11 protein-coding genes are annotated in these 12,676 nt (G+C 72.8%); 2 read left to right on the forward strand and 9 right to left on the reverse strand.

Annotated elements, in window-relative coordinates; translation table 11 throughout:
- Positions 1 to 39: 39 nt before the first annotated feature.
- From BM223_RS22465 to rplM, 7 genes are all read right to left on the reverse strand, one after another.
- Positions 40 to 1,737 (reverse strand): serine/threonine-protein kinase, encoded by a 1,698-nt coding sequence (locus BM223_RS22465; protein ID WP_052138312.1) that lies wholly within the window; start codon positions 1,735 to 1,737, stop codon positions 40 to 42.
- Between the two features lie 10 nt (positions 1,738 to 1,747).
- Positions 1,748 to 3,973 (reverse strand): hypothetical protein, encoded by a 2,226-nt coding sequence (locus tag BM223_RS22470; RefSeq protein WP_141267115.1) that lies wholly within the window; start codon positions 3,971 to 3,973, stop codon positions 1,748 to 1,750.
- 67 nt (positions 3,974 to 4,040) lie between these two features.
- On the reverse strand, positions 4,041 to 4,832 hold the full coding sequence (locus BM223_RS22475; RefSeq protein WP_038677335.1) for an ABC transporter permease: 792 nt from the start codon (positions 4,830 to 4,832) through the stop codon (positions 4,041 to 4,043).
- A complete protein-coding gene (locus tag BM223_RS22480) occupies positions 4,829 to 5,728 on the reverse strand; it encodes an ABC transporter ATP-binding protein (RefSeq protein WP_038677334.1) in 900 nt (299 codons plus the stop codon). The genes BM223_RS22475 and BM223_RS22480 overlap by 4 nt, the downstream gene beginning before the upstream one ends.
- A 29-nt stretch (positions 5,729 to 5,757) precedes the next feature.
- On the reverse strand, positions 5,758 to 7,122 hold the full coding sequence (gene glmM, locus BM223_RS22485) for a phosphoglucosamine mutase (protein ID WP_038677333.1): 1,365 nt from the start codon (positions 7,120 to 7,122) through the stop codon (positions 5,758 to 5,760).
- A gap of 106 nt (positions 7,123 to 7,228) precedes the next feature.
- Positions 7,229 to 7,744 (reverse strand): 30S ribosomal protein S9, encoded by a 516-nt coding sequence (gene rpsI, locus BM223_RS22490; protein ID WP_038677332.1) that lies wholly within the window; start codon positions 7,742 to 7,744, stop codon positions 7,229 to 7,231.
- Positions 7,745 to 7,767: 23 nt separating this feature from the next.
- On the reverse strand, positions 7,768 to 8,211 hold the full coding sequence (rplM, locus tag BM223_RS22495; protein WP_038677330.1) for a 50S ribosomal protein L13: 444 nt from the start codon (positions 8,209 to 8,211) through the stop codon (positions 7,768 to 7,770).
- 287 nt (positions 8,212 to 8,498) lie between these two features.
- Here rplM and BM223_RS22500 point away from each other — a divergent pair, with 287 nt between their 5' ends.
- Positions 8,499 to 9,398 (forward strand): bile acid:sodium symporter family protein, encoded by a 900-nt coding sequence (locus BM223_RS22500; RefSeq protein WP_052138310.1) that lies wholly within the window; start codon positions 8,499 to 8,501, stop codon positions 9,396 to 9,398.
- Positions 9,399 to 9,420: 22 nt separating this feature from the next.
- On the forward strand, positions 9,421 to 10,710 hold the full coding sequence (locus BM223_RS22505) for a citrate synthase (protein WP_038677329.1): 1,290 nt from the start codon (positions 9,421 to 9,423) through the stop codon (positions 10,708 to 10,710).
- A gap of 72 nt (positions 10,711 to 10,782) precedes the next feature.
- Here BM223_RS22505 and BM223_RS22510 read toward each other — a convergent pair whose 3' ends face one another.
- On the reverse strand, positions 10,783 to 11,325 hold the full coding sequence (locus tag BM223_RS22510; protein ID WP_038677328.1) for a Uma2 family endonuclease: 543 nt from the start codon (positions 11,323 to 11,325) through the stop codon (positions 10,783 to 10,785).
- A gap of 44 nt (positions 11,326 to 11,369) precedes the next feature.
- Entirely contained in the window at positions 11,370 to 12,671 is a 1,302-nt protein-coding gene (locus BM223_RS22515) for a M1 family metallopeptidase (protein ID WP_038677327.1), read from the reverse strand.
- Positions 12,672 to 12,676: the final 5 nt, after the last annotated feature.

Raw genomic sequence — 12,676 nt, forward strand, 5'->3', positions numbered from 1 at the left:
CGGCCGACGTCCCCCGCCCGGGAGGGGACGTCGGCCGCGTCAGCGGTAGTCGTCGAGCGCGAACCGCTCCCGCACCAGCCGGGTCCGCCCGTGATCGGCGAGCACCGTGACGACGAGCGTCTCGGCCGCGCGCAGCACCGGGACGCCGCCGGGACAGCGCAGCTCGGGGCACAGCGAGCGGTACGGGCTGTCGGCGGTGATCCGGAGCTCGGAGACCGACGCGGTGCCGTCGGCGCCGGCGACCACGGAGTGCCGCGCCACCTTGGGGTTGCCCGGCAGCTCCCACTGCACCGCCAGGGTCTGGTCCGTCGCGAAGCCGCGCAGCTGGAGGTCGAACCAGTCGCACGGCGCGGGCACCCGCTGGCCGGTCTGCGCCTCGACCAGGTCCGTGGCGTCGCAGGTCGCCGACGGCACCGGGACCAGCTCGACCGAGCGTGGCTTGGCCGTGCCGCAGACCTCCCGCTCCGGTCCGTCGGTACGGCGCTCGCCCGCCACCGCGACCAGCCGGAGCCGAGCACAGCCCTCCGCTCCCCCCACCGGCACGTCGATCGCGAACGCCGGCTCGACCTGGCGCCACTGCCCGGCGTCGTCCTGGCGCTGGACGACGGTCCGCACGTCCCCCTCGTCGGGCGGCAGGTCGACCGTGACCGCCACGGCCCGGTCCCGGGCCACGACGCTCGCCTCGACCGCGGCCGGGGCGGCCGGCGCGGTCGCGCCGGCGTCCGCGGCCGGCGGCGGGGCGTCGTCGCGGGTGACCCACCAGGCCCCGGCCGCGAGGGCCGCGGCGACGAGCACCCCGGCAGCGAGGAGCACCGGCACCCGCCGGCGCCCGCCCCGCGACGGCGGTGGCGGCGGTGGTGGCGGTGGCGGGGCGGGGGGCCGGATCACGGTGTCCGCGGGCCGCGGCGGCGTCCACGCGCGCAGCACGGCGGCCAGCTCGGCAGCGCTCGCGTAGCGGTCATCGGGCCGCTTGGCCAGGCACCGGGCGACCACCTCGTCGAGCGCCTCCGCTCCCGGCACCGTTGCGGGCAGCGCCGGGACCGGCTCGTTGATGTGCGCGTGCGCGGCCTGGAAGCTCGTCCCCTCGTAGGGCGCCCGCCCGGCGAGCAGGTTGTAGAGCAGGCAGCCCATCGCGTAGATGTCCGTGGCCTCCGTCGCCGGCTCGCCCAGGTGCCGCTCGGGCGCCATGAACGGCGGGCTGCCGGGCACGGCGCCGGTCTGGGTGAGGCTGAGGTCCGCGGCGACCGCGATCCCGAAGTCGGCGAGCACCGGCCGCAGCTCCTCGCCGCGGCGCCACAGCAGCACGTTGGCCGGCTTCACGTCGCGGTGGATCACGCCGAGCGCGTGCGCGTCGGCCAGCCCCTCGGCGAGCGCCGCGACCAGCGGGACGGCGACCGCGGGCGGCATCGTGCCGTGCCGCTCCAGCCAGCCGGCCAGGTCGCCGTCGCCGAGGAAGTCGGTGACGAGGTAGAACCGGCCGTCGCTGCGGCCGTAGTCGAAGATCACCACGACGGACGGCGACCGGACCCGCGCCAGGATCGCGGCCTCGCGCTCGAACCGGCGCACGAACTCGGCGTCCACCAGCTCCTGGCGGATCACCTTCACCGCCACGATCCGGTCGAGCACCCGGTCCCGCGCGCGGTGGACGACGCCCATGCCGCCGCTGCCGACGATCTCCAGCAGCTCGTAGCGGTCGTCGATCACCTCGCGCGGCGTCGGCGTCGGTCCCGGGGTCACGGCCGCTCCCTCAGTACCGCACCTGGAACGCGCACGTGGCCGCGCGCCCGGGGTAGAAGGCGCCCAGCACGTCGAGCGGGTCGACCGTGGGCCCGGTCGGCGCGGTGGTCGTCTGCTCGGCCGGCCGCACGTCGCGGACCACGGCCGGGGCCGGCGGCCGCGGCGGCGGGGCCTTGACCCGCACCCGGACCGCCCGGCGCGACATCGCCGTGGTCAGCCCGTCCTTGCCCTGGACCTGGACGGCCAGGACGTAGCGACCGGCCCGCGGCGGCTTGTAGGCGACGGTGAACCGGCCCTTGCGGTCGGTGCGGACCCGGACGTTCGCGCGGCGCAGCAGGCCGCTGCGGCCCGCCACGCGCACGGCGTACAGGTCGACGACGCGCTTGCCGCCGGGCACGACGCGGCCGGCGAGCAGCAGCCGGCGGCCGGCCAGCGCCGCCTTGCTGCGCTGGGCGAAGGTGACCGTCGGCGTGGCGACGACCCGGAAGGCGCCGGACGACTCGTCGGTCCCGTCGGCGCCTCGGGCCTGCGCCGCCACCCAGCCGTTGCGGCTGAACCTGATCGGCACCTGGTTGATCCCGGCCTGCGCGGTGCGGTCGTGCACCAGCGTGCCGGTGGCCTGGGTGTTCTCCACCGTCGAGAACCACACGCGCAACCGGCCCGCCCGCGCCATCCGGACCGGCTGGGTCGAGACGTTCGGGTACGACGGGTGCATGACCAGGCAGCCGCTCCGGCTGCCCACGAGCGGGTCGACGAGCCGCACGAAGTCGACACCCGAGGGCCGCAGCGTCCACCGGCCGCCCGGGTCGGCCGCGTTGACCCGGAACCGGACCTCGTCGCTCACCACGAACCGCCCGGTCACGCAGGCGGTCACCTTGGCGGGGATCGCGCCACCCCTGCGGCAGAGCGGGATCCGCTCGGAGGCCAGACCCGGCCGGCGGCGGAAGAGCGCGAGCTGCGGCACGGCGGGCAGGGCATCGTCGTGGAAGGCGAAGGAGAGCGAGCCCGGGCTCACCGGCGCGGTGACGTCGACCGCCGGCTGGAGGTCGCCGCTCGCGGCGTCGGTCGTCGTTCCCTCGACGACGGCCACGCCGGCCGCGGTCCGATCGGGGCGGTAGACGGCGTACAGCGGGTCGTCCGCGCTCGTCGCCGGGTCGCAGGGGCGACTCGCGTCACCCGCGGCGCCCGCCGTCCCGCAGCTGCCGGTGCCGAGCCGGGCCCCGCCCACGACGGTCCCGGTCGCGCCGACCGCGGCGCCGCCCGCGACGCTGAGCCCGCCGGAGAGCACCTCGATCCGGCCGGTGCCGTCGTACCGGACGTTGAGCGAGCTGCGCCCGCTCCCGGCCGACTTGGTCACCGTTCCGGCATTGGTGAGGTGCGCGAGCTCACCGTCCGGTCGGGCATTGGCCATGCCCTCGAAGACGCTGCCGTCGCCCTTCAACTCGAGCGTCCCGCCTGCTTCGACGGAGATCGCGGTGTCCCGGTCGGCGGCGACGTAGCCGGTGCCGCCGTCGACCCGGATCCGGCCACCGGAGGCCGCCTCGAGCCGGTAGCCGTCGGAGAGGTTCACGCCCCGTCCATGCACCTCGAGCGAGCCGCCGTCGCGCACGCGCAGCACGCCGGTCGTGGCGATGCCGGCGCAGGCAGCCACCTGCTGGCCGACGGGAAAGTCGGCGCAGTAGTCGTTGTCGAGCGTGGCCGCCCCCGTCCCCGACTCTCCCCACACGACGGTCCCGTCGAGGTCGATCTCGCCTGGTCCGCCGAGTGTGCTCTCCCGCAGGATCAGCGTCGCCGTGTCGTGGATGGTGGAGGTCCGGCTGGCGGCGGGTCCGTAGACCATGATCCGCGCGCCGGTCGCGTCGAGCGTGGCGTTGGCGACCTCGAGCGCCTGGACGTGCACGTGGGCACTGCTGTCGAGCGTGATCGTGGCGTGGCTGCTCGGCTGCACACAGACGAAGCCGCGCGCGCTGTCGTCAGTGCCGGGTACGGCGCCGTAGTACGTCGGCACGTCGTGGCCCACGTTCGCGCCGGTGCGCTGCCAGTGGCTCGGGTCGGTCCACGAGCCGCTCCCGCCGATCCAGGTGAAGCGGACATCGTTCGTCCCCAGTGCTCCGGTGCAGCCGGTCACCGTGGCGGCGCGCGCCGGAGCGGCAGCCCCGAGCACAGCCAGCACCGGCACCACCAGGCCCAGTACCACCAGGACCAGCACACCGCCGGCCCGTCGTCGTCTCGACATGACACCCCCCGGTCGTCGCCCGAGACCCGGGTTCAGCCTAGGCCGAGCGGCGACCGGCGTCCTGGGTTCAGCCGATGTCGCGACGCAGGGTGGTGAGCCGGCCGATCACGCCGAGCACGACGACGTACGCCAGGAGCACGAGGACCGCCGCCCAGCGCGGGAGCAGGTCGACGTCACCGGTGGCGCCGAGGAAGGAGGCGCCGATGAGCGAGTCCGCCGCTCCCCCGGGCAGGTACGCCGCCACGCCGGCCAGCGCGTCGACCTGGCTCAGCACCACGCGGGCCAGCGGCTCGACGAACTGCGTGAACGCCAGGATGACGACGATCGCGGCCACCTGGTTCGAGAGCACCGAGCCGACGGCGACGCCGATCACCGCCCAGAGCGCGATCGCGACGACGCTGAACAGCAGGCCGACCAGCACGTCGCTGCGACCGAGCATCGCGCCGTCGCCCTTGATCTGCAGCAGCGGGGCGCCGCCGGCCACCGTGGCGAGGACGCCGACCAGGCCGGCCACCAGACCGACCGGCACCACCGAGAGGACCTTGGCGACCAGGAAGCGGGTCCGGTCCGGCTCGACGAGCAGGCTCTGGGTGATCGTCTTGTGCCGGAACTCCGTGGTCATCGCCAGGCTGCCGATGATGAGCGGGAAGACGTAGCCGACGCCGTTGACGACCGAGTAGACCGACCGTGCCGCGGCCTCGCCGGCCAGCGGCGGCTCCTGGCCGTCGGGCACGAACACGAACGTCGTCGACACCACAGCGGCGATGAAGACCAGGTAGCCGACCATCACGATCAGCAGCAGCCACCACAGCCGCGTGGTGAGCAGCTTGCGGTACTCCGCGACCAGTGCGGCCCTCATCGGGCCTCCTCCGGCCGGGTCAGCTCGAAGAAGAGCGCCTCCAGGTCGACGTCGCGGCGGACGAGCTCGTGCAGCTCCAGTCCGGCCGCGTGCGCGGCGGCGCCCACCTCGGCCGCGTTCGCGCCGTCGACGAGGGTGCCGTCGCCGTCGGGCTGGACGGTCCAGCCGCGGTCGGCGGCGAGGGTCGCCAGGGCGTCGGGCCGCGGCGTCTCGACGTACGCCGCGGGGGTGGCGCGGGTGCGCAGCTCGGCGAGCGTCGAGGCGTGCCGGAGCCGCCCCTGCGCGATGACCACGACGTCGTCCACGCTCGCCTCGACCTCGCGCAGGAGGTGGCTGGAGACGAGGACGGTGCGGCCCTCCGCCGCGAACTGGCGCAGCAGCCGGCGGATCCACACGATGCCCTCGGGGTCGAGCCCGTTGGTCGGCTCGTCGAGCACGATGACGGGCGGGTCGGCGAGCAGCGCCGTCGCCAGACCGAGCCGCTGGCGCATGCCGAGCGAGTACTTGCCCACGCGCTGCTTGGCCGCGTGGTCGAGCCCGACCGCCTCGAGCACCTGGCGGCAGCGCTGCTTCGAGACCCCCACCTGGGGTGCGAACACCTCGAGGTGCCCGAGCCCGGTGCGGCCGGGGTGGAAGCTCGACGCCTCGAGCGCCGCGCCCACGACCGTGCCCGGCCGCTCGTACGACGTGTAGGGCCGGTCGCCGACCAGGGCCCGGCCCGCGGTGGGCCGGGTGAGCCCGAGCAGCATCCGCAGCGTCGTCGTCTTGCCGGCGCCGTTGGGCCCGAGGAATCCGGTGACGGCGCCCGGGCGGACCGTGAAGGCGAGGTCGTCCACCGCCTTCACGGCGCCGAATTGCTTGGTGAGTCCGTCGATGACCAGTGGGGGGACTGTCATGGCCCCACCCTGTCAGGTCGGCTCCGGGCTCAGATCGCGAGGCGCTCCCGGACGACGTCGGCGAGGCCGTGCGCCACGTCGTGGGCCTGCTCGGCGGTCGGCGCCTCGACCATCACGCGCACCAGCGGCTCGGTGCCGGAGGGCCGCAGCAGGATCCGCCCGGTGTCGCCGAGCTCCTCCTCGGCCGCCGCGACGGCCGCGAGCAGGGCCGCGTCGTCGGTGCGGGCACGGTCGACGCCGGCGACGTTGACGAGCACCTGGGGCAGGCGCGTCATCACGCCGGCGAGGTCGGCGATCGACCTGCCCGTCGCGACCATCCGGTGCAGCACCTGCAGCGCGGTGAGCAGGCCGTCGCCGGTGGTGGCGTACTCGCTCATGATCACGTGCCCGGACTGCTCGCCGCCGAGCACGTAGCCGCCGGCCTTCATGTCCTCGAGCACGTAGCGGTCGCCCACGGCGGTCTGCCGCACGGTCACGCCGGCCGCGGTGAGCGCCTGGACGAAGCCGAGGTTCGACATCACGGTCGCGACGACGGTGTCGTCGGTGAGCCGGCCCTGCTCGCGCAGCGAGAGCGCCAGGACGGCGAGGATCTGGTCGCCGTCGACGACCTGGCCGGCCGCGTCGACGGCGAGGCAGCGGTCGGCGTCGCCGTCGAGCGCGAAGCCGACGTCGGCCCCGTGCTCGCGCACCGCCGCCTGCAGCACCTCGAGGTGGGTCGATCCGCAGCCGTCGTTGATGTTGAGGCCGTCGGGCTCCGCACAGATCGCGACCACCTCGACGCCCGCGTCGCGCAGCGCCTTCGGCCCGACCACGGACGCCGCCCCGTGGGCGCAGTCGAGGACGACCTTGAGCGGGCGCCCCCCGGTGCCCGCCGCGGGCGCGAGGTCGCCCACGGTCGCGACCAGGTGGGCGGCGTACTCGTCGACGGCGGTGGGGTGCGGGGTGACCCGGCCGACGTCCGCGCCGGTGGGGCGGTCCCACGGCTCCTCGAGGCGCGCCTCGATGGCGTCCTCGATCGCGTCGTCGAGCTTGACGCCGCCGCGGGCCAGGAACTTGATCCCGTTGTCGGGCATCGCGTTGTGCGACGCCGACAGCATCACGCCGAGGTCGGCGCCGAGCGCCGCGGTCAGGTGCGCCACGCCGGGCGTCGGCAGCTCGCCGAGGAGCAGCACGTCGACGCCGGCCGAGGCCAGCCCGGCCACGACGGCGGCCTCGAGGAACTGCCCGGAGATCCGGGTGTCCCGCCCGACCACGGCCAGCGGCCGGTGCCCGGCGAAGGTGCCTCGCTCGGCCAGGACGTGGGCCGCGGAGACGGACAGGTCCAGCGCCAGCTCGGCGGTGAGCTTGTCGTTGGCCAGGCCACGGACCCCGTCGGTTCCAAAGATGCGCGCCACGCGCTCCCCCTTCAGTGCGGTGTGCTGGGAGTAAAACGGCCGACAGGGCCACGGACCGCGGCAGCGGTGCGTGGCCCTGTCGTGTGCTGTCTGCCTGGGCGGCGGATCAGCGCTTCGAGTACTGCGGGGCCTTGCGGGCCTTCTTGAGACCGGCCTTCTTGCGCTCGGTCGCCCGGGCGTCGCGGGTCAGCAGACCGGCCTTCTTGAGGGTCGGGCGGTTGGCGTCGAGGTCGATCGCGTTGAGCGAGCGAGCCACGCCGAGGCGCAGGGCGCCGGCCTGACCGGTGATGCCGCCGCCGTGGATGCGGGCGATGACGTCGAAGCGGCCCTCCAGGCCGAGCGCCGCGAAGGGCTCGTTGACGACCTGCTGGTGCAGCTTGTTGGGGAAGTAGTCCTCGATGGTCCGGCCGTTGATGGTCCAGGTGCCGGTGCCGGGGACGATGCGCACGCGGGCCACGGCCTCCTTGCGGCGGCCGGTGGCCGCGCCGGGCGCGATCGTGGCGGGGCGGGCGTCGACGGCGGCCGACGGAGAGGTCTCGCTGGTGTAGGCGACACCCTGCTCGTCGGTCTCGAAGGTCTCCTCGACCTCGGTGGTGTTCTCAGTCACTTGATAAGTCCTCAGTCCTGGTCAGCTCTGTCGAGAAGTCACTGGGAGATCTGGGTGATCTCGTAGGGAACGGCCTTCTGGGCCTGGTGGGGGTGAGCCGGGCCGCTGTAGACCTTCAGCTTCTTGATCATCTGCCGGCCGAGGCGGTTCTTCGGCAGCATGCCCCACACGGCCTTCTCGACGGCCTTGCGGGCGTCCTTGTCGAGGATCTCGCCGATCGGGGTCGCGGTCAGACCACCCGGGAAGCCGGAGTGGCGGTAGACCATCTTGTCGGCGCGCTTGTTGCCGGACAGGGCGACCTTGTCGGCGTTCACGATGATGACGAAGTCACCCGTGTCGGCGTTGGGCGCGAAGATCGGCTTGTGCTTGCCGCGCAGCAGGTTCGCGGCGGTGACAGCCAGGCGACCGAGGACGACGTCCGTCGCGTCGATCACGAGCCAGGCGCGCTCGACGTCGTCGGGCTTCGGAGCGTAGGTGCGCATGATGCGTACCCTCCTTGCTAGTTCGTTTCCACGGGCGACGGTCGTCGCCCGGGTGGTGCCCTCGCAGCGGGCTGCTCGGGCGACGTCTCCTGACGAACTCAGCCCGGCCCACGCACGCTCGTCGTCACGACGATCCGAGGGCGATCCGGGTCTGCCTCACGAACGGGCGCGAAGCGGCAGAAGACGCGACCGCCAAGGCTACGGGAGCCTGAGAACGCAGGTCAAAACGGTGCGCCGCCCGGCCCACGCCGCCGACGACCCTGTGACCTGTGCCACACTCGGGCCGCATGGACTCCGGACTGGTCGCGGTCGGCCTGCCCGCCGCACTGGCGATCATCATGTTCGGTCTCGGCCTGGCCCTGACCGTCGACGACTTCCGCCGGGTCGGCAGCGCGCCGCGACCGGTCGTCGTCGCGCTGCTCGCCCAGCTGGTGCTGCTGCCCCTGCTCTGCTTCGGGCTGGTCCTCGCGCTCGAGCTCGAGGCGATCCTCGCGGTCGGCATGATGCTGCTCGCCGCCTCGCCCGGCGGCACCACGGCGAACCTCTTCAGCCACCTCTTCCGCGGCGACGTCGCTCTCAACATCACGCTGACCGCGGTCAACTCGGTGATCGCCGTGGTCAGCCTCCCGCTGGTGGTCAACTTCGCCGTCGGGTGGTTCGACCCCGCCGGCGCCGACGACATCGGCCTGCAGCCGGCCAAGACCGCCCAGGTGTTCGCGATCGTGCTGGTGCCCGTGGCGATCGGGATGCTCGTGCGCCGCTCCTCCCCCACGTTCGCCGAGCGGGCCGACCGGCCGGTGCGGATCGCCTCGGCCGTCGTCCTGGCGCTCGTCATCGTCGGCGCGCTCGTGGGCGAGCGCGAGAACCTGGGCGACTACCTGGCCGACATCGGCATCGCGACCACGCTGTTCTGCGCGGCGAGCCTGGCGATCGGCTACACGCTGCCCCGGCTGCTCGGCGTACCGGAGCGCCAGGCGCTGTCGTCGGCCTTCGAGGTCGGCATCCACAACAGCACGCTGGCGATCGCGGTCGCGCTGAGCGTCCTCGACAACGACACCCTGGCGGTCCCCGCCGCCGTGTACGGCGTCCTCATGTTCCCGCTCGCGCTGCTCGCCGGATGGCTGCTCAGCCGCGGCCGGCCGAGGGGCCCGGGTCACGCTTCGGGACACCGGCTACCGGCTCTGTGACCTGGCCGACTAAGTTGGCAGGGTGACTGACTCTCTCACCGTACGCGACAACCGCACCGGCGCGGAGTACGAGATCCCGATCGTCGACGGCACCATCAAGGCCGCGGACCTCGGGCAGATCAAGCTCAACGACGACGAGCCGGGACTGGCCACCTACGACCCGGGATTCGTCAACACCGCCTCGTGTCGTAGCGCCATCACCTTCATCGATGGCGACAAGGGCATCCTCGAGTACCGCGGCTACCCGATCGAGCAGCTGGCGGAGAAGTCGAACTTCCTCGAGGTCGCCTACCTCCTGATCCACGGCGAGCTGCCCACCAAGGAGCAGTACGAGAACTGGGTCCACGAGATCACGTTCCACACGTTCGTCCACGAGAACGTCAAGGGCTTCATGCAGGGCTTCCGCTACGACGCGCACCCGATGGGGATGCTGATGGCGTCGGTGGGGGCCCTGTCCACGTTCTACCCGGAGTCGAGCCGCATCTCCGACCCCGACAACCGGCACATCCAGATCGTCCGGATGATCGCCAAGATGCCGACCCTCGGCGCCTGGTCGTTCCGCCACGCGCAGGGCAAGCCCTACGTCTACCCGGACAACGAGCTGTCCTACGCCGAGAACTTCCTCTCGATGCTCTTCAAGATGAGCGAGACGAAGTACGCCGGCGACCCGCGCATCGTCAAGGCGCTCGACACCCTCTTCATCCTCCACGCCGACCACGAGCAGAACTGCTCGACCAACGCGGTCCGCTCCGTCGGCTCCTCGCAGGTCGACCCGTACTCCGCCGTCGCCGCCGGCATCGGCGCCCTCTTCGGCCCGCTCCACGGTGGCGCCAACGAGGCCGTCCTCAAGATGCTGCGCCGGATCGGCACCGTCGAGAACATCCCCGCGTTCATCGAGGGCGTCAAGAACGGCGAAGAGCGCCTGATGGGCTTCGGCCACCGGGTCTACAAGAACTTCGACCCGCGCGCCAAGATCATCAAGAAGGCCTGCGACGACGTCTTCGAGGTCACCGGGGTCAACCCGCTCCTCGCCGTCGCCAAGGAGCTCGAGAAGATCGCGCTCGAGGACGAGTACTTCATCAAGCGCAAGCTCTACCCCAACGTGGACTTCTACTCCGGCCTCATCTACGAGGCCCTCGAGTTCCCGCCCGAGATGTTCACCGTCCTCTTCGCGATCGGCCGCACCCCCGGCTGGCTCGCGCAGTGGCTCGAGCTGACCCAGGACAAGGAGCAGAAGATCGCTCGTCCCAAGCAGATCTACACCGGCGCCCGGACGCTCGACTTCGTCCCCGCCGAGGAGCGCTGGGCCTGAGCCCTCGCCCCGATCGCACCGCGACCCCGACCGCTGCCTGCAGTGGTCGGGGTCGTTGGTTTTCCAGTGTGCTCAGGCGAGCAGGGCGTCGAGGTCGACGGGGACCTCGACATCGCCGTAGGTGAGCACGACCTGGCCGCCGGTGTGGCGGGCGGTCTCGACGTAGAACTCGTCGACGAGCCGCATCGTGACCACGACGTGGTCGCGCGGATCGACGATCCAGTACGACGGCGCCCGCCAGGCGGCGTAGCGCTGGACCTTGGCGACGTAGTCGTTGGCCCGGTTGGACGACACGATCTCGGCGACCAGGTGCGGGACGCCGGACAGCGCCCGCTGCTCCTCGGTCTCGTCGTGGACCATGAGGTCGGGCCCGAGCTCCTCGCGCACCCCGGTCGGGATCCAGCCCCAGCCCCCGGTGACGTCCGTGCCGGGCGCGAGGTGCTGGAGCAGGATGGCCTGCAGGCGGAACTGGATCTTCTGATGACGTTGAGAAGGTTGTGCGGCCACGACGAGTGCGCCTCCGTAGTACTCACTCGGGACCACGTCCGCTTCGAGGTACTCCTCCCACGTCATCGGAAAGCGCTGCAGCTCGTCACCTCGACGGATCGCCTCCATCGCCCCAGTCAACGCAACCCGCGACGCCCTGGCAACCAGCGGCCTCAGCCCTGTGGAAAACCCGGCAGCGCCGTCTCGTACAACCACGGCCCCAGCAGCCCCGCGACGTCCGCCCCGGTCCGCTCCCCCGCGAAGTCGAGGAACTCCGACGTCGTCACCGACGCCCCGCGCCGCTCGGTCGCCCACGCCTTCAGCAGCCCGAAGAACGCCTCGTCGCCGACGGCGGCCCGCAGCGCGTGCAGCGTCAGCGCGCCGCGCTTGTAGACCCGGTCGTCGAACATGAGCTCCGGCCCCGGGTCTGCGAGCACCAGGTCCTGGGGCAGCGAGGCGAGGCGCTCGTGGTGGTGGCGGGCCCACTCGTCGCAGGTGCGGGGGCCGCCGGACTCCTCGGACCACAGCCACTCGGCGTAGCAGGCGAAGCCCTCGTGCAGCCAGATGTCCTGCCAGCGGCGCAGGGTGACGGCGTTGCCGAACCACTGGTGCGCCATCTCGTGGGCGATGAGGCGCACCTGCGACCAGTCGGTCGAGCAGAAGTTGCGGCCGAACGTCGACAGGCTCTGGCTCTCGAGGGGGATCTCGAGGTCGTCGTCGGTGACCACGGCGGCGTAGGCGTCGAAGGGGTAGTCGCCGAAGACGCGCTCGAAGAACGCCATCATCGCGGGCTGCTCGTCGAACGAGCCGGCCAGGTCGGCGTCGGGCGGCGCGATCGTGGTCAGGCCGGGGGCGTGCTCGGTCGTGACGTAGCGGCCGATCTGCACCGTCGCCAGGTACGACGACATCGGCCGGTCCATCACGTAGGTCCACGTGTCGACGCTGGCCCGGCGGCGCTTCTGCGCGAGCGTCCCGTTGGCGACGACGGTGTAGCCGGAGGGTGCCGACAGCTCGATCCGGTAGGTCGCTTTGTCGTCGGGCCGGTCGTTGCAGGGGAACCACGTGGGGGCGCCGTGGGGCTGGGCGGCGACGATGACGCCGTCCTCGAGCTCCTCCCAGCCGGCGTCGCCGTGGTGCGGGTCGATGACGGGCTGGGGCGAGCCGCCGTACGCGATGGTCAGGGTGAGCTCGCCGCCGGCGGAGACCGTGCGGTCGAGCTGCAGGATCAGCCGGCCCGAGCGGGCCGACCACTTCTTCAGCCGGGCGCCCTCGACGCGCAGCTTCGAGGCGGCGAGGCCGGCGAGGTCGAGCACGAGCCGCGAGGTGTCGTCGAGGACGACGACCGACAGGACGGCCGTGCCCCGCAGCCGGTTGCCGTCGGGCACGTAGGTCAGGTCGAGGTCGTAGTGCCGCACCGAGTACGACGGATCGCCGTGTCCCGGAAGGTAGGGGTCAGCGGTGGGAAGGCCGGGCACGTCGC

It is taken from the genome of Pimelobacter simplex (genome assembly GCF_900114845.1).
GTDB classification, from domain to species: Bacteria; Actinomycetota; Actinomycetes; order Propionibacteriales; family Nocardioidaceae; genus Nocardioides; species Nocardioides simplex.